Annotated in this window: 15 protein-coding genes, 1 tRNA gene and 1 pseudogene; 5 read left to right on the forward strand and 12 right to left on the reverse strand. The window is 70.4% G+C overall.

The window, feature by feature from the left end:
* Positions 1 to 17 precede the first annotated feature (17 nt).
* From F1721_RS07365 to F1721_RS07410, 10 genes and pseudogenes are all read right to left on the reverse strand, one after another.
* Positions 18 to 1,622 (reverse strand): solute symporter family protein, encoded by a 1,605-nt coding sequence (locus F1721_RS07365; RefSeq protein WP_211840381.1) that lies wholly within the window; start codon positions 1,620 to 1,622, stop codon positions 18 to 20.
* A gap of 182 nt (positions 1,623 to 1,804) precedes the next feature.
* Positions 1,805 to 2,149, reverse strand: a pseudogene (locus F1721_RS34925) (DUF485 domain-containing protein); the annotation flags it as partial.
* Positions 2,150 to 2,454: 305 nt separating this feature from the next.
* The gene (locus tag F1721_RS07375) at positions 2,455 to 4,197 is read right to left on the reverse strand and encodes a sodium/solute symporter (protein WP_150065802.1); all 1,743 of its coding nucleotides are present in this window, start codon (positions 4,195 to 4,197) and stop codon (positions 2,455 to 2,457) included.
* Positions 4,198 to 4,241: 44 nt separating this feature from the next.
* Positions 4,242 to 4,649, reverse strand: coding sequence for a DUF485 domain-containing protein (locus F1721_RS07380; protein WP_150065803.1), 408 nt, complete (start codon positions 4,647 to 4,649; stop codon positions 4,242 to 4,244).
* Between the two features lie 16 nt (positions 4,650 to 4,665).
* Positions 4,666 to 5,496: a LytR/AlgR family response regulator transcription factor gene (locus F1721_RS07385; RefSeq protein ID WP_150065804.1), complete on the reverse strand. Its 831-nt coding sequence runs from the start codon at positions 5,494 to 5,496 to the stop codon at positions 4,666 to 4,668.
* Positions 5,497 to 5,810: 314 nt separating this feature from the next.
* Entirely contained in the window at positions 5,811 to 6,716 is a 906-nt protein-coding gene (locus F1721_RS07390; protein WP_150065805.1) for a S49 family peptidase, read from the reverse strand.
* 9 nt (positions 6,717 to 6,725) lie between these two features.
* Complete coding sequence (locus tag F1721_RS07395; RefSeq protein WP_150065806.1) at positions 6,726 to 7,979, reverse strand: GAF domain-containing sensor histidine kinase; 1,254 nt, start codon at positions 7,977 to 7,979, stop codon at positions 6,726 to 6,728.
* Between the two features lie 168 nt (positions 7,980 to 8,147).
* Positions 8,148 to 8,999, reverse strand: coding sequence for an Fpg/Nei family DNA glycosylase (locus tag F1721_RS07400; RefSeq protein ID WP_150065807.1), 852 nt, complete (start codon positions 8,997 to 8,999; stop codon positions 8,148 to 8,150).
* Between the two features lie 70 nt (positions 9,000 to 9,069).
* Entirely contained in the window at positions 9,070 to 9,507 is a 438-nt protein-coding gene (locus F1721_RS07405) for a DUF983 domain-containing protein (protein ID WP_170301390.1), read from the reverse strand.
* A 172-nt stretch (positions 9,508 to 9,679) separates the two neighbouring features.
* The gene (locus F1721_RS07410) at positions 9,680 to 10,276 is read right to left on the reverse strand and encodes an RNA polymerase sigma factor (RefSeq protein ID WP_150065808.1); all 597 of its coding nucleotides are present in this window, start codon (positions 10,274 to 10,276) and stop codon (positions 9,680 to 9,682) included.
* Between the two features lie 99 nt (positions 10,277 to 10,375).
* Here F1721_RS07410 and F1721_RS07415 point away from each other — a divergent pair, with 99 nt between their 5' ends.
* From F1721_RS07415 to F1721_RS07430, 4 genes are all read left to right on the forward strand, one after another.
* Positions 10,376 to 10,786 carry a PPOX class F420-dependent oxidoreductase gene (locus F1721_RS07415; RefSeq protein WP_150065809.1) on the forward strand — a complete coding sequence of 137 codons (411 nt, stop codon included), beginning with the start codon at positions 10,376 to 10,378 and terminating at the stop codon, positions 10,784 to 10,786.
* Between the two features lie 72 nt (positions 10,787 to 10,858).
* Positions 10,859 to 10,931, forward strand: a tRNA-Gly gene (locus F1721_RS07420).
* Positions 10,932 to 11,339: 408 nt separating this feature from the next.
* Positions 11,340 to 11,696 carry a hypothetical protein gene (locus tag F1721_RS07425; RefSeq protein WP_150065810.1) on the forward strand — a complete coding sequence of 119 codons (357 nt, stop codon included), beginning with the start codon at positions 11,340 to 11,342 and terminating at the stop codon, positions 11,694 to 11,696.
* Positions 11,697 to 11,992: 296 nt separating this feature from the next.
* Positions 11,993 to 12,577: a hypothetical protein gene (locus tag F1721_RS07430; RefSeq protein WP_150065811.1), complete on the forward strand. Its 585-nt coding sequence runs from the start codon at positions 11,993 to 11,995 to the stop codon at positions 12,575 to 12,577.
* Positions 12,578 to 12,583: 6 nt separating this feature from the next.
* Here the strand turns inward: F1721_RS07430 and msrA are convergent, their stop codons facing one another.
* Entirely contained in the window at positions 12,584 to 13,252 is a 669-nt protein-coding gene (msrA, locus tag F1721_RS07435; RefSeq protein ID WP_150065812.1) for a peptide-methionine (S)-S-oxide reductase MsrA, read from the reverse strand.
* 21 nt (positions 13,253 to 13,273) lie between these two features.
* Entirely contained in the window at positions 13,274 to 15,091 is a 1,818-nt protein-coding gene (locus F1721_RS07440) for an acyltransferase family protein (protein ID WP_246154425.1), read from the reverse strand.
* 228 nt (positions 15,092 to 15,319) lie between these two features.
* On the opposite strand from F1721_RS07440, the gene F1721_RS07445 reads away from it, so the two are divergent.
* A complete protein-coding gene (locus tag F1721_RS07445) occupies positions 15,320 to 16,564 on the forward strand; it encodes a hypothetical protein (protein ID WP_150065814.1) in 1,245 nt (414 codons plus the stop codon).
* Positions 16,565 to 16,588 lie beyond the last annotated feature (24 nt).

The following is a 16,588-nucleotide window of genomic DNA, read 5'->3' on the forward strand; positions in this document are numbered from 1 at the left end:
TCTCCCGAAGCGAACGATCAGTGCGAGATCGCCTTCTCCGCTCCTGCTCCGGTGAGGGAGCGGACCTCCATCTCGGCGTACTTGGCCTCGTTGGTCTTGTCCTTGCTCAGGACGGTGCCGAGGTAGCCGAGCAGGAAGGACACCGGGATCGAGATCAGACCCGGGTTCTTCAGCGGGAACAGCGCGAAGTCCAGGGACGGGAACATCGCGTCCTTGCTGCCGGAGACGGCGGGCGAGAACACGATCAGCACGATCGTGACCGCCAGACCGCCGTAGATGCTCCACAGCGCACCGGTGGTGTTGAACCGCTTCCAGAACAGCGAGTACAGCAGCGTCGGCAGGTTCGCCGAGGCCGCCACCGCGAACGCCAGCGCCACCAGGAACGCCACGTTCTGGCCGTTGGCCGCGATGCCGCCCAGGATGGACACGACGCCGATCACCACCGCGGTGATCCGGGCGACCTTGACCTCCTGGTTCTTGTCGTCGACCTTGCCCTTCTTGAGCACGTTCGCGTAGATGTCGTGCGCGAACGAGGCGGACGCGGTGATCGTCAGACCCGCGACCACGGCCAGGATGGTGGCGAAGGCGACCGCGGCGATGAAGCCCAGCAGCAGCGGGCCGCCGATCTCCAGCGCCAGCAGCGGCGCGGCCGAGTTCACCCCGCCCGGCGCCTCCTTGATCGCGTCCGGCCCCACCAGCGCCCCCGCGCCGTAACCCAGGACCAGCGTGAACAGGTAGAACAGGCCGATCAGCCAGATCGCCCAGACCACCGAGCGGCGGGCCTCCTTGGCGGTGGGCACGGTGTAGAAGCGCATCAGCACGTGCGGCAGACCGGCGGTGCCGAGCACCAGGGCGATGCCGAGCGAGACGAAGTCCAGCTTGCTGGTCCCGGTCTTGCCGTACTGGGCACCGGGGTCGAGCACGGACGGCCCGGCGACCTCGGCGGCGTGGCCGAGCAGCCCGGACAGGTTGAAGCCGTACATGGCCAGCACCCACACGGTCATCACGAAGGCGCCCGCGATCAGCAGCGCGGCCTTGATGATCTGCACCCAGGTGGTGCCCTTCATGCCGCCGACCAGCACGTACACGATCATCAGCGCGCCGACCACGGCGATGACCAGGGCCTGCCCGGTCTTGCTGGAGATGCCCAGCAGCAGCGCCACCAGACCGCCGGCACCGGCCATCTGGGCGAGCAGGTAGAAGAACGTCACGGCCAGGGTGGACAGCGACGCGGCGGTGCGCACCGGACGTTCCTTCATCCGGAAGCTGAGCACGTCGCCCATCGTGTACTTGCCGGTGTTCCGCAGCAGCTCAGCGACCAGCAGCAGCGCCACCAGCCAGGCCACCAGGAAGCCGATCGAGTACAGGAAGCCGTCGTAGCCGTAGACCGCGATCGCCCCGGCGATGCCGAGGAAGGACGCGGCGGACAGGTAGTCGCCGGCGATGGCGATGCCGTTCTGCGGGCCGGTGAAGGCGCGGCCGCCCGCGTAGTAGTCGGCGGCGGTCTTGGTGTTCCGGCTGGCCCGGAAGACCACGACCATGGTGACCACGACGAACAGCGCGAAGATGCCGATGTTGAGCGCGCTGTTGTTCGCGGTCTCGCCCTGGGCCAGTGGGGACAGTGCGGCGATCACTTCTGCTGGCCTCCTTCGGCGTCCGCAGCGGGTTCGTCCTTCTCCTCCGCCGGGGCGTCGTCCTTCTCGGAATCGCCCTTCTCGGCGTCGTCCTCCGGGGTTTCAGCCTTCTCGGCGTCACCCTTCTCGGACTCCGGCGCGTCCGCGTCCTTCTCGGACGTCTTCGCCTCCGCGCCCGATTCGAGGGATTCGCGGATTCCCTCCGCCACCGGGTCGAGGTTGCGGTTGGCGTAGCGGACGTACCAGGTGGTGATGGCGAAGGTGGACACGAACTGCAGCAGGCCCAGCACGAGGCCGATGTTGATGTTGCCGACCAGCTTGATGCTCATGAAGCCGTGCGCGTAGTCGGCGAGCAGCACGTAAACCAGGTACCAGGCCAGGAACAGCGCCGAGACCGGGAAGACGAAGTTGCGCAGTTTGCGCCGCAATGCGGTGAATTCGGGGCTGCTTTGCGCAGCTGCCCAGGTTTCGGCGTCGATACCGGACCCGGACCCGACTTGGTCCGTGGTGCTCACGGGGTCCCTCCCAGAAGAAAAAGGCCCCGCCCGGGGTGCACCGGGACGCGAGCCTGAATCGCTTTCAACGCGGGAACGCTACGTAGTTCGCCCCACCACTGTGAAGACCCGGAGGGAGTACACAAGCTAACGATCGAGTGAAGTTGATGAAGGCCAAGTGCAGTCAGGAAACCGCAGCACAATGCCGTGATTTCACCCGTTCGGACTATTGTTTTCGATTGGTTTAGACATTCTATTACGCAAGGTGACCGAATCGCGGGCGAAAATCCGGCGAATGGACTAAACAATCCGCCAGATGATCACGCTCAGCGCTGGTGCCGACCGCCGGCCTCCGGCGGCTCGACGGCCCCCGCGACCAGCTTCTCGTCCAAGAACCCCAGCCGGTCCGGGGCGTGCAGCCGCAGCATCACGCGCCCCACCCCGGGGGGCACCCGCGACCAGGTGGCCCGGCTGACCACCACCGCGACCGCGAACGCGATCGGCACCGTGACCAGCGCGGGCTGCCCGATCAACGTCGCCCACCAGGTCTCCGCGCGGCCCACGAAGTACGACAGCAGCGAGGCGATCAGCACCAGGCTGCCGCCGACCACCATGCCGCTGGCCGCGCCCGCGGCGGTGAGCCCGCGCCACCAGATCCCGAGCACCAGCACCGGGCAGAACGTCGAAGCGGCCATCGCGAACGCCAGCCCCACGCTGCGCGCGATGTCGTGGCTGTCCGCCAGCAGCGCCAGCAGCGCGGGCACCAGGCACGCGAGCGCGGCCAGCACCCGGAAGTCGACCGCGCGCCCGCGCAGCACGTCCCGCGAGGACAGCACCCCGGCCAGGCTCACCACCAGCCCCGACGAGGTGGACAGGAACGCGGCGAACGCCCCGGCCGCGGTGATCGCCGCGAGCAGCCCGCCGACCCAGTTCCCGAGCATCTCGTTCGGCAGCATCAGGACCGCCGCATCGGTCTCGCCGGTGACCAGCAGCTGCGGCGAGTACATCCGGGACAGCAGCCCGAAGACCGTCGGGAACAGGTAGAAGGCCCCGAGCATCGCCACCACGTACAGCGTGGTGCGGCGGGCCGCGGTCCCGCTCGAATTGGTGTAGAAGCGGGCCAGCACGTGCGGCAGGCCCATGGTGCCCAGGAACGTCGCGACGAGCACCGAGTACGTCTCGAGCAGCCCGACCGCCCCGTCGTGCTGCGGCCGCAACCAGGTGGCGTTGTCCGGTTCGGCGTCCGACACCACCGGCACCGCCGCCCCGGCCGGGAACCGCAGCTCGCTGCCCGCGGGCAGGGCGTGCTCGCCCGGCGGCAGGTAGACCGAGCCGTCCCGGTCGGCCAGCCACACCGGTTCGCGCACGGTCAACCGCACGTCGGTGTCGATGCTGACCGCGGTGTCGCGCGGGAAGACCGGCGGCACCGGCGCGTCCAGCGCCTGCCGCTGCGCACCGCCCAGGAACACGATGAACAGCGCGAAGGCGGGCACCGTGATCGCGAACAGCTTCACCCAGTACTGGAACGCCTGCACCAGGGTGACCGCGCGCAGCACCCCGCTGGCCACGATGACCAGCACGATCGCCGCGACGACGAAGATCCCGGCCCAGTGCGGGAAACCGACGATCGTGGCCAACGTCATCCCGGCGCCCTGCAGCTGCGGCACCAGGTACAACCAGCCGATCAGCACCACGAGCACGGTGCACAGCGAGCGCAGCCGCAGCGAGTCCAGCCGGGCCTCGGCGAAGTCCGGCAGCGTGTAGGCGCCCGAGCGGCGCATCGGCGCGGCGACGAACAGCATCAGCGCCAGGTACCCGGCCGCGAAGCCGATCGGGTACCACAGCGCGTCCACGCCGTCCTTCAGCACCAGACCGGCGACGCCAAGGAACGACGCGGCCGACAGGTACTCGCCGGAGATCGCCGCGGCGTTGTGCTCCTCGCGGACCTCCCGCCGCGCGGCGGAGAAGTCCGACGTGGTGCGCGCCGACCGGGATCCCCAGAGCCCGACGGCGAAGATCGCCGCGACGATCAGCGCAACGCCGACCAGGGACCAGGGATTCGAGGCCATCGCACCGTGCCGTCTACTCGGGGTGGGTTTCGCCGATCATGCTGTCACCTCTCGACCATGTCGAGGAAATCCCGCTCGTGCCGCTCCGCCCGGCGGGTGCAGAAGTACCCGATCAGCACGAAGAACGGGTAGATCAGAACGCCGAGCAGCAGCCACGGCAACCGGATCCCGAGCACCTCGACGTCGCCGGCCGACGGCACCGCCCAGAACAGCACCGGGAAGCCGAACAGCACCGCCACCACGACGCCCGTCAGCAGCAGGGCGGTGCGCAGCTGCGCCTTCACCAGGCTGGTGACCAGCACCTCGCCGACGCTGTTCTGCTCCTCCAGCTCCATCATGGTGCGGGCGACCTGGCGGGTCCGGCGGCGGTCGGCGAGCACCACGCGCTTGCGGCGCGGCCGGGGCGCGGCCTCACCGAGCCGTCCGCGGACGTCGAAGCCCTCGGGGCTCATCGGGCCGAACCGCGGATCACTGCTGCCCCCAGTTCTGCCGCGGCGCCCGGACCAGGCGGTCCTTGAGCTCGCGGGTGTGCCGCCTGCTGACCGGGAGTTCCTTGGGCTGTCCGCCGCCGAGCACCACCGAGTACCCGGACGAGGACATCCGCAGCTCGGTGACCAGCGACAACGACACCAGGAAGGAGCGGTGGATGCGCAGGAAACCGGCCTCGGCCCAGCGCTCCTCCAGCTGCGCCAAGGGGATTCGCACCAGGTGCGAGCCGTCGGTGGTGTGCAGCCGGGCGTAGTCGCCCTGCGCCTCGACCCACCGCACGTCCTTGCGCGGGATCATCCGGGTGGTGCCGGCCAGCTCGACCGGGATCACCTCTTCGTCGTCCTGCGCCGGGGCTTCCAGCGCGCGGGGCCCCTTGGCCGCCTGCTGCTTGTTCTTCTCGATCGTGCGCAGCGCGCGGTCGATCCGCTCCGCGTTCGCCGGTTTCATGATGTAGTCCAGCGCGCCGACCTCGAAGGCCTCGAGGGCGTTCTCCTCGTGCCCGGTGATGAACACCAGGGCAGGCGGGTTGCGGAACGCGGTGAGCACCCGCGCCAGCTCCATCCCGCTGAGCCCCGGCATCGACACGTCCGCGAACACCGCGTCCACAATGGACTCGTCCGGGTCGCGCTGGCCGAACAGGTCGGGGTCGTCGCTGCGGAGCAGGCGCAGCGCCTCGGCGGCGTCGAAGGCCGTCAGCACCCGCCCGACCCTCGGGTTGTTGCCGAGCAGGTACTTCATCTCGTCCAGCCCGGCCATCTCGTCGTCAACGGCCAGAACGACGAGTCCCGCGGGGTTCTCTCGTGTACTCACTGCACGCCATATCCTGCCGTCGAATCCCACTCGCCCCCGAGCGAGTCCAGTCACGCCTTGCCAACAAAGCTAATTGCTAACGGAGCGCGGCGGTCTTCAGGGGGCTTACCACGAAAATCCCCCCTCGGCGCAACGGTTCTTCGCCCGTTCAGCCCAACAGCTGCCGCCGAACGAGTGACGGCCTCAATGCGGCCGTCGACGCAGCGCAACCGCCTTGATCACGGTCCGCACACCGGAACCGAAAACGACCGCAGTCTCAGTTGAAACTGCGGTCGATCACGTTCCGAAATCACACTTCCACCTGGAACCTCTCTTCAGAGCCCGAAGCGGTTCCACATCGCGCGGTGCTCCAGGGCCTCCACAGTGGACAGGACCGCGTCCGCCGGGGAGCCGCCGAGGCGGATCGACGAGGACATGCCGAGGCGCGCCAACAGCGGCTTCCGCTGCTCGACGGTGTGCAGGTGGGCGTCCGGGAACTTCTCCTTCACGATCTCCCGCAGCGAGCCGACGCCGTCCACCAGGCCGAGCTCCGCCGCCTTCGCCCCGGTCCACACCTCGCCGGAGAACAGGTCGTCGTCGGTGCCGTTGAGCTTGCTGCCGCGCCGCTTGCGCACCCAGTCCCGGAACTGCTCGTGCAGCTCGCCCTGCAGGCCGCGCAGCCACTCGACGTCCTCCTCCTTCTCCGGGAAGAACGGGTCCAGCCGCACCTTGTGCTCGCCCGCGGTATGCACCCGGCGCTCCACGCCGAGCTTCTCCATCAGCCCGGTGAGCCCGAAGCTCGCGCTGACCACCCCGACCGACCCCACGATCGACGTCGGGTGCGCGTAGATCTCGTCGGCCGCGCAGGCCAGCCAGTACCCGCCGGACGCCGCGACGTCCTCGCAGTAGGCCAGCACTGGCACGTCCTTCTCCGCGGCCAGCTCGCGGATCCGGTCCGCGACCAGCGCGGACTGGGTCGGCGCGCCACCCGGCGAGTTGACCGACAGCACCACACCGCTGAGCCGGTCGTGGCCGAACGCGCGGGTCAGCGCGGCCTCCGCGGTCTGGGTCGAGATCGTCGGCCTGCTCATCGGCGAGGGCGTCGAGGTGATGACGCCGTGCAGCTTCACGACCGCCACCACCGGTCCGCGCTCCGCTCGCTCGGCGAGCTTGCCCGGCAGCTTCGCGGACAACTTGCCGGACAACAGGTCGGTGAACTTCTGCGGCGCCTTCTCGGTCATACCCCGACGTTACCGGCTCACCGCGGGCCCGGCCGCCAACCCGATGCCCGATTCGTCGAAGGCCGGCGGCGGCACCGGCCGCACGCCCGGGGCGAACTTCGGCACCCGCATGATGACCTTCATGCCCGCGTTCTGCTCGGTCTCCACGACCAAGCCGTAGTCGTTGCCGAAGGTGGCCCGCATCCGGTTGTTGATGTTGCCCAGGCCGACGTGCGCGCCGGTCAGGTGCGCGTTGGCCAGCTCCGCGTCGAGGCGCTCCGGGTCCATCCCGATGCCGTCGTCGTCCACGCTGATCAGCGCCTCGGTCCCGTTGTCCTCGGCGGTCACCGACACGGTGCCGCCGCCCGGCTTGTTCGCCAGGCCGTGCCGGACCGCGTTCTCCACCAGCGGTTGCAGCGCCAGGAACGGCACCACCACCGGCAGCACCTCCGGCGCGATCTTGAGCTGCACCTTCAGCCGGTCCGGGCCGAACCGGGCGCTCTCCAGGGTCAGGTAGCGGTCGATGTTGCGGATCTCGTCGGCCAGCGTGGTGTAGAGGCCGCTGGTGCGGAACGAGTAGCGGGTGAAGTCGGCGAACTCCTGCAGCAGGTCCCGCGCGTGCTCCGGGTCGGTGCGGATCAGCGAGCCGATGGTGTTCAGCGCGTTGTAGATGAAGTGCGGCGAGATCTGCGCCCGCAGCGCGCGGACCTCGGCCTGCGCCAGCCGCTCCTTGGACTCCTGCAGCTCGGCGAGCTCCAGCTGGGTCGAGACGTGGTTGGCGACCTCGGCAGCCGCCCGCAGCAGGCGCTTGCGGTCGCCGCCGGAGATCACCGCCAGCGCACCGCGGGTCTCGTCCTCCACCTCCAGCGGCACCACGACGGCGTGCCGCATCGGGCACGGCCGGTGCTCGCAGGTCACGTCGCCGTGGTCGAGGAACTCGCGCTTGCCGGTGCGCAGCACCTGCTCGATCTTGGTGCGCAGGTCGGCGTAGTGGTGGTTCGCCTCGCCGTCCCAGCTCAGCAGCGTCCCGTCCGCGTCGACGATGCCGACCGCGACGCAGGCCAGCAGCTCCCGCAGGTGCGGCGCGGCCTTGTCCGCCGAGGCAGGCGTCAGGCCGGCGCGCAGGTGCGGAGCCGCGCTGGTCACGCGGTGCAACGCCGCCAGCGTCGCGTCCTCCACCGAGGTGCTCACCCGACGCGCCCGGCACAGCAGGACGAACATGCCGAGCACGGCGAGGGCCGCGAGCGTGGTCAGCACCGTCCGCTCAGTCAACAACTCCGCCACAACATCAATCTGCCCGACGCGCACACCAGGAATCAAGACAGCTACGCTCAGTGCACGCTTTCCATCGGTAAGCGGTACCTTACTCTTCCGTTCAGCGGTATGGACCGGCTCCACCAGCGGCTATTCGGCTGTGCACAACCGCCGAATTCATCCACAACCTGTGGACAACTACTTCAGCAGCCGGGAGAGCCGTCGGTCCGCCAGCGGTTTGCCCCCGGTCTGGCAGGTGGGGCAGTACTGCATCGACCGGTCCGCGTAGGACACCTCCCGGACCAGGTCGCCGCACACCGGGCACGGCAGCCCGGTCCGCCCGTGCACCCGCAGCCCGGAACGCTTCTCGGCCTTCAACCGCGCGGCGTCCTGCTTCAGCGAGCGCTGCACCGCGTCCTGCAGGATCTCCTGCGTGCTCGCGTGCAACCGGGCCACCGCGTCGGCGTCGAGCTTGCCCGCGGTGGCGAACGGCGAGAGCTTCGCGGCGTGCAGGATCTCGTCGGAGTAGGCGTTGCCGATCCCGGCCAGCGCGGACTGATCCGTGAGCAGCGTCTTGATCCGCTCGGTGCGCCCGGACAGGATCGCGGCCAAGCCGTCGACGTCCAGGCCCAGCGCGTCCGGCCCGAGCTTCGCGATGCCCGGCACCTCGGCCGGATCGGCGACCACCCACACCGCCAGCTTCTTCTGGGTCCCGGCCTCGGTCAGGTCGAACCCGACGCCGCCCAGGTGCACCCGCAGCGCGATCGGCCCCCGGCCGGGCTTCGGCGGGGTCGGCGACAGCTCGTCCGACCAGCGCAACCACCCGGCCCGCGCCAGGTGGCAGACCAGGTGCAGGCCGTCGCAGTCCAGGTCCAGGTACTTGCCGCGCCGCGACGCCGCGGTGACGGTGCGGCCGTGCAGCTCGGTCCACGGCGGGCTCGCCGTCTTCAGCACGCTCATCGACGCGACGTCGACCCGGGCGACGACCCGGCCCACGGCGTTGTCGCGCAGGTGCTGGGCCAACGCTTCGACCTCAGGGAGTTCCGGCACGGCCCCAGTGTGCGATGTCCGCGAGCGTTTTGGGGCGCCATGACACCCCGAAGCGCTCACCGAGCCGAGATCACTCCACCGGCTGGAGGCTGCCGTTCATGTCCGGCTCGGCGTAGAGCTCGATGTGGCGGGCCACCTCCGAGACCTCCTTGCGGACGTCGTAGAAGCCGCGGACCACGCCGACCCAGGTCTCCGGCGGATTCTCCTCGTGGTCGCCCGGGGTGGCCGCGGTGACCGTCCACGGCCGGTGCAGCACCCAGCGGACCGGGAAGAACAGCACCGCCACGATCAGCAGCAGGATCAGCCACGGCGGCACGTACACCTCGTCGGGCGTCCAGACCGCGAACATCACAACCAGGAACAGCAGCACCGCGCCCATCACCACGGCGGGCCCGGCACCTCCGTTGACGTCGTGCTCGAACTCCTCCGCCGCGATCGGGTTGGACCACTCCAGGTTCGCCTTGATGGTCCACTCGCGGCCGTCGGAGCCCCGCACCACCCGGTTCATCGTCGCCTCCCCGCCCACCCGGGCTGGTCGCCTCACCAACATCGCTTCGCCACTCGAACCCCGGCGCTAACCGAGCGTGAAGCAACGGTACCGCGCGCGTCATGGGCCCGACGGGTGATAGTCGTCCCCGAACGGGCCCATTGTCGATCATGTCCGGCACCCCGGCCAACCCTCAGGCCCGGCGCAAGCACCTCGCCCGCCCGACCGGCAGGTCCGACGCCTGGTGATACGCCTCACGCAACCCGCGCCGGGCCCGGTGCGCGAGCACCGCCGTGGCGTTCGGCGTCAGCCCCAGCTGGCGAGCGATGCTGGACGGCCGGTGCCCCTCCACCTCGGTGCGCCACAACACCTCGCGCCACCGCGCTGGCAACCGCAGGAACGCCCGGGCCAGCAGCTCGCGCTCCGCCTGCGCCACCTGGTGATCGCCCTGCCGGGGCACGTGCTCACCCAGCTCGTCGGAGGTCATCGGTTCGTCCCGCCGCGCGGCCGCCCACTCCGCCAGCACCCGCCGGACCGCCGTGAACAAGTACGTGCGGACCGCGTCCCGAGGCCCGCGGCCGGACCGGACCGCGCGCAGCACGCGCAAGAACACCTCGGCCACCACGTCGTCGACGTCGATCCCCGACCGCTGCATGCTCAACGCGAAGCGCCGCACCATCGGCGCGTGCCTGCGGTACAGCTCCCCGAAAGCGGAATCGTCGCCGTCCCGCAACCGCGCCAGCAGCACCGCGTCGTCCGACGACCGCACCGCACCCTCGCTCGACCCCAACGTTCCTCCCCCAGCCGAGCCGACCGGCGAAACCCCTCAGCCGCCGGTCGGAATCGCTACCGTGGACGTCCCGGATCACGGCGGCACCAGGAGGTCGCGATGGATCTCGACGAAGCACGCGAAGCGATCGGCCACCAGCACCGCGCTGTGCTCAGCACGCTGCGAGCCGACGGAACCCCCCAGATGACGCCGGTGCTGGCCACCGCGGACAGCGCCGGGCACATCACCGTCAGCACTGTCGCTGGCTCCGCCAAAGTCCGCAACCTGCGCCGCCACCCACACGCGTGGCTCTGCGTCCTGCCCGACGAGTTCTTCGGCCGCTGGATCCAGCTCGACGGCGACGTGGAGATCGTGGAGCTCCCCGACGCCCTGCCGCTGCTGGAGGAGTACTACCGGAGCATCTCCGGCGAACACCCGGACTGGGCGGCATATCGCCAGGCCATGCGGGCCGAGAACCGCGTGCTGCTGCGCATCACCCCCACCCGCGCGACCGCCCCGCCCACCCGATGAGGACCCCCCGGTGAACGGCCCGCGAAGCATGGGCTAAAGTAGTCACCAACAGCCCACCGGGGCGATGAAGATGCGGATGTAGCGCAGCTGGTAGCGCATCACCTTGCCAAGGTGAGGGTCGCGGGTTCGAGTCCCGTCATCCGCTCGGAGCTGGGAGCCGTGTGCCACGCTTTCGCGTTGGCCTCGGCTCCTTCGCCATTTCTTTGGGGGGTTCGAACCCCCCAAGCCCCCCACGGGGCGGGGGTTGCTTCTCGAGTGCTCCTTGCGATGGGTGGCGTACCCGACCTGGGTTGCCGACCAGCACCATCAGGACCGCCTTCGCATCTAGTGCCTTCGCACCTGTGGCGGCTTCTCATGCGGTCCCTCGCATCGGTGGGTTCGCTGGGGTGGGTTCTGGGTTGGCACTTTTGGGTTGGTGGGGTTTTGGTTGTTGTTTGGCGGGGTCGCTCGATGTTGGGAACTTCTTTGGCTTTTGGGTTTTGCGGGGTGCGGTAGTTATCTGGGTGTGATCTTCTCTGGGGGTCTTGTTCTCGTTCTCCTTGGAGGGTTTTTCATGCGTCGGGTTGTTGTTGGTGTGCTGGCCGTCGGGGCTCTCGGGATCTTGGGCAGCGGGGTTGCCAATGCCGTCGGGGAGCAGCAGGACCAGCCGGGTTCGCAGTCCTGGGGCTGGCAGACCACCAACCAGGAGGTCCAGCGCTGGCAGGGCGGGTGGGGCAGCTTCACCACCTCCAGCACCACCACTTCTTCCACCCAGTCCAGCACGACCGGCACTTCCGCGCGGTCCGGCGACTTCGGGCACGGCGGGCAGGGCGGGCACGCGCAGGGCGGGTCGTCCCACAGCGTCGTCGAAGGCGACGGTTGGGCGCAGAGCTACGCCCAGGGCGAGAGCGCTCAGGGCTCCAACGGCTGAGCCTGCGATTCAAGTGCCGCGCTCGATTCGTGCCGGGCGCGGCACTTCGCACGTCCGCGCGGGAATCGTCATCCCCAGGTCTCGCAAATCGACGATCTTGAAATGGCTCGTCCCGAATAGTTCTGCGCACGCGAAGGAAATTCGAGCGACGAAATGGTTCGAATGATTGTCGTGAGCGTTGATGGCCGGTGGGGCGACCATCGCCGCTCACGACCTCAACTCCGCCGACCGGCTCCGGACGGCGGGCTCGGCCGATAGGCTCCCCCGGCGAAGAACGAGCCGCGGGGAGGAGCTGCATGTCCGGTGCCACTCGCTCGCGGGTGCGGCGGGCGCTCGGCGTCGGCCTGTCCGTGCTCGCCGTCGGCCTCGGACTCCTGGTGGCCGGTTGGATCCTGCCCGTGCCGACAGCGGTGCCCGGCTACACGGGCCTGCCGAACGCCTGCGAGTCGGTTTCCCCGGAGTCGCTCCGGAAGGCGTTCGAACCGCGCCGGGCGGAGATCCACGAACAGCACCACGGCGTCGACGGCCAGCGCCACAGCTCGAAGTGCCAGTGGCGGACCGAAGGCCCGGTGCACAGCGCGCGCAAGACCCGCCTGCACGTCGAGCTGGCCCTCGAGTTCAACCGCGAAGCCCGCCCGGACACCGCCTACGTCGACCAGTACCTGGACTACCTGGCGCTGGAACCGGGCGCGGCCGAGGTACCGGGCCTGGACGCCCGAGCGGTCCTGATCCGCAGCCCGCGAGACGTCCAACTCGTCGCGGCCAGGGCCAACATGACGATCGAAGTCCGCTACAGCGCCACCAAACCCACCGCGGACCTCGAACCCATCGCCCGCAGGATCACCGAAGAGCTCCTGACCACCGCAGGCCACCCGGGCTGACCGGGGTCAGCTGTCGGTGGTGACTCCGGTGCCGATCGGGCAGGAGACCCCGGTGCCTCCGAGGCCGCAGTAGCCGTTGGGGTTCTTGGCGTCGCTCAGGTACTGCTGGTGGTAGGTCTCCGCGTAGTAGAAGGCTTGGAGCGGGGCGATTTCCGTGGTGATGTCGCCCCGGTTCGCCTCGTGCAGGGCCTTCTGGAAGAGGTCTCGGCTGGCTTCGGCCTCGGCCCGCTGGGTGTCGTCGGTGAAGTAGATCGCCGAGCGGTACTGGGTGCCGATGTCGTTGCCCTGGCGCATGCCCTGGGTCGGGTCGTGGTTCTCCCAGAAGACCTTCAGGACCTGGGAATAGGTGATCACCGACGGGTCGAAGACCACCAGGACGACCTCGGCGTGGCCGGTGAGGCCGGAGCAGACCTCCTCGTAGGTCGGGTTCGGGGTGTAGCCGCCCGCGTAACCGACCGCCGTGGTCCACACCCCCTCGGTGCGCCAGAAGACGCGCTCCGCGCCCCAGAAGCAGCCCATGCCCACGACCGCCGTGGCACAGCCCTCCGGGAACGGCGGCACGATCCGGCGATCCGTGTGGACCGCGTGGAACTCCGCCACCGGCAGCGGGGTCTCCCGGCCCGGCAGGGCCGACGCCTGGTCGATCAACCTCGTCCTGTCACCGAAGAGCGCCATGTCCTTGAGGGTACGCCCCGATCAGCGGCGGTCCTGGTGCTTGGGATGGGGTCGGGTCTCCTCGTCCGGGCCCGGCGGCGGCTCCGGGCGCGCGTGGCGACCGCCGCCGCGGCGGACCGGCGGGCGGGGTCGGCCCGGCGGGGTCTGGCGGGGATCCACGTCGCCGGTCAGGCGCTTGGCCAGCGCCGACTCCTCCTGGACCGGGGCCGCGCGGCGGCGCGGCGGACCGTCGACCGGGCGCTGGGGGCGCCCCGGCACCGAGCCGTTGGGCGGGAGGTCGCCGGGTGGCCGGGCGATCCCGTTCGGCCTGGGGACGCGGTTCTGGGGCGCGCCGTTGATCGGCCGGTCACCGGTCGGCCCGGGGGCGGCGTTGCGCGGATCGGCGTCCGCCGGATCGCGGAGCGGGCGGACCGGTCCGGCCGCCCGGTTCGGCGCGGGGGCCGCGCGCCTCCTGGGGGGTCGGCCCGGCCTGGGGTCGACGTCCCCGGCCGGGGGCCGCGGCGCGTCGGCGTCCGCCGGTCGCACGTCGCCGACCGGCCTGACCCGGCGAGGCCGTTCGACGTCCGCCTCGGCGCTCGGGAGCGGCGGGTCCTGGTCCCGGCGACCGGGAGGCACCGGGGTCCCCTCGGGCGGGGTGCGGGGGCGGCCCGGGCGACCGACCGCGGTCACCTTCGTGGTCGCCTCCGGCGCGCCTCCGCGCCCGGTGGGCTCCTCGTCCGCCTCGTCCTCGGCGAGCTCCTCGTCCGGCTCCTCGGGCTCGTCCTTCTTCTTCGGTGCCGGGGTGAGGTAGTGCCGCAGCTTCATCGTGGGGTCCTCGACGAACTTCCACGACAGCGTGCCCGCCACGTACGCCAGCGGCGCCGCGCAGATCAGCATCAGCCACTGGTTGCCGATCCCGGCCATGGCCAGCAGCTGCTGGATCGGGAAGCCCCACACGTACACGCCGTAGCTGCCGTTGACCCACACGCCCGGGACGGTCAGCTTCGCCGGCCAGCAGTGCCCGGCCAGCACCACCGCGTAGCTGACCACGAACGCCATCAGGAACGAGGCCGCGATGCTGTTGGGCATCAGCGCCAGCACCACGATCCCGGCGACCGCGGCCAGCGGCGACAGCGGGATCCGGTAGAGGTTCAGCACCACGCCGAAGGCGAACGCGACCAGGAACGCCACCAGCGACTCGACCGGGACGCTGAGCAGCGACCCCGCCGACTCCGGGCCGGGGGCCTGCTCCAGGTGCCGGTCCCAGATGACCAGCGCGACCAGCGCCACCACCGCCAGCCAGCGGTACTTGTCGCGGCCCGCGCCCAGCAGCAGGAGCACGAACAGGCCCGCGTAGGCGAGCAGCTCCATCGGCAGCGTCCACAGCGAGCCGTTCACCGCGTTCGGCCACGGGTTGTCCTCGAACACGCCGGGCAGCTCGTGCTGGAGGGTGAGCAACCCCGCGTTGTTGACGATGTAGCCCCAGGTGCCTTGCGCGGCGAAGTACTCGCCGACGGGCAGGGTGGTGACCATCGGGCCGATGACCAGCGCCATGGCCAACGTCACGGTGAGCATCGGCGGCCAGAGGCGCAGGACCCGCTTCGCCGCGAACCGGCCCGGGTGCGGATCGCGGAGCCAACTCTCCGTGATCTGGAAGCCGCTCATCGCGAAGAAGCCCATCAGGACCCCCTCGTCGGGCTGCAGCGCCCAGTCCTCCGAGAACAGCACCCCGGTGCCGGCCAGCGGCGAGCTGTGACCGTAGATGACCAGCACCGCGCCGATCATCCGGATCCAGGCGAAGCCGTGGGCCGGATCGGCGAACAACTCCGGACGGGTGTGCACGACCCGCGCATCACCCACCCAGATCACCCCATCAAGTCAAAGTCCCCACCAGTGAAGTCAACGCTGCGTAGCCTAGCTGGGGGCGCGGCGGTTGGGGACCCATTACCTGCTGGTGGCCCGCGACGACCAGACCGGGAGCCGGATCGTTATCCGGCCGGTGCCCCCCGCCCCGCCGAACGGGTGCCAGAATGGCGATCGATCGCATGTGGGGGCGTTCGCTGTTCAATTCCGGGAAAGGGCGCATCGGTGACCTGGCAAGACGAGCTGCAGAATCTCGACGCCGAACTCGCGGCGGGACGGATTTCCGCCGAGGAGTACCGCCAGCGACGGGACGCCGTGCTCGGCCGCGCGCAAGGTGGGCAAACCGGACCTTCTTCCGGCGGGTTCCCGCAGCAGCACCCCGGTACCCCGTCCGGGGGCGTTCCGCAGCAGCACCCGGGAACCCCGGCCGGGGGAACGCCGCAGCAGCAGCCCAACCCGTTCCCGCCCGCCTTCAGCTGGGGGGACGCCGCTGCGCAGGGGGCGCAGCAGGCCCAGCAACAGCAGCAGGCCAACGCCGGGGGCGAGGCCACGCAGGTCGTGCCGAACCCGGTCGCGGGTGCGCCGCAGCCTCCCGGTGACTCCGAGAGCACCCAGGTCGTCAACCTCAGCCAGGCGCAGCAGCAGTGGCCCGCGGCCCAGCCGCCGCAGCAGCCGCAGTGGGGCCCGCAGCAGGGCTGGGGCGCGGTGGAGAGCACCGGCACCCCGTGGGGTGACGACCTGCCCGGCGGGCAGCCGGAGCACGGCGACGCGGCCTGGATGCGGCAGGGCCCGGAGGTCTTCGACAGCGCGGGCAAGTCCGGCAAGGGCAAGCTGATCGCCGGGCTGTCCATCGGCGGTGTGCTGGTGGTCGGCCTGATCGTCGCGCTGATCTTCTACTTGACCAGCGGCGGCGACGACACGACCACCACCGCCGACCCGACGCCCACCGAGCAGGCCCCGCCGCCCCCGACCACCAAGGAACTGCCCGAGCCGCCCGCGGCCAACCCGACCCCTCCGGCCAACCCGCAGGACGTGCTGGTCGGCGTGGACGGCCCGCCGCACCCGTGGAACGGCCCGCTGGACCTCCCGGCGCTGCAGGGGCACAAGTCCGGCGTGCTGCAGCCGCAGGCGGTGCTGGACACCGCGATCCAGAACGGCCTGACCGACGGCTGGTTCACCAAGACCGACGGCCCGCCGCAGGTCACGCTGCTCGCGCTGCGCATGCCGAGCCAGGACGCGGCCAAGACCGTGGTGGAGAAGTACCTCGACGCGCAGCAGGGCCTGGCCGTGGACGAGGACCTCTCGTACAAGGGCGTGGAGGTGGTCTCCACCGGCAGCACCTTCCGCACCGCCTACGTGGCGCACGGCTGGGTGGTGATCATCGACTCCAGCGGTGACCAGGCCGAGCAGAAGTTCAAGACGGTGCTCGAGCAGCAGCTCGCCCACACCCCGCCGACCGTCCGCAGCTGACGGAGCCCGGCGAAACGGCCCGTT

Source organism: Saccharopolyspora hirsuta (genome assembly GCF_008630535.1).
Classification (GTDB): domain Bacteria; phylum Actinomycetota; class Actinomycetes; order Mycobacteriales; family Pseudonocardiaceae; genus Saccharopolyspora; species Saccharopolyspora hirsuta.

What these genes read in the sequence shown, in the direction of transcription:
- F1721_RS07415 (WP_150065809.1), top strand. Translation starts at nt 10,376, where the DNA reads ATGGATCTCGACGAAGCACGCGAAGCGATCGGCCACCAGCACCGCGCT.
- F1721_RS07425 (WP_150065810.1), top strand. Translation starts at nt 11,340, where the DNA reads ATGCGTCGGGTTGTTGTTGGTGTGCTGGCCGTCGGGGCTCTCGGGATC.
- F1721_RS07375 (WP_150065802.1), bottom strand. Translation starts at nt 4,197, where the DNA reads ATGGCCTCGAATCCCTGGTCCCTGGTCGGCGTTGCGCTGATCGTCGCG.
- msrA (WP_150065812.1), bottom strand. Translation starts at nt 13,252, where the DNA reads ATGGCGCTCTTCGGTGACAGGACGAGGTTGATCGACCAGGCGTCGGCC.
- F1721_RS07390 (WP_150065805.1), bottom strand. Translation starts at nt 6,716, where the DNA reads ATGACCGAGAAGGCGCCGCAGAAGTTCACCGACCTGTTGTCCGGCAAG.
- F1721_RS07430 (WP_150065811.1), top strand. Translation starts at nt 11,993, where the DNA reads ATGTCCGGTGCCACTCGCTCGCGGGTGCGGCGGGCGCTCGGCGTCGGC.
- F1721_RS07380 (WP_150065803.1), bottom strand. Translation starts at nt 4,649, where the DNA reads ATGAGCCCCGAGGGCTTCGACGTCCGCGGACGGCTCGGTGAGGCCGCG.
- F1721_RS07405 (WP_170301390.1), bottom strand. Translation starts at nt 9,507, where the DNA reads ATGAACCGGGTGGTGCGGGGCTCCGACGGCCGCGAGTGGACCATCAAG.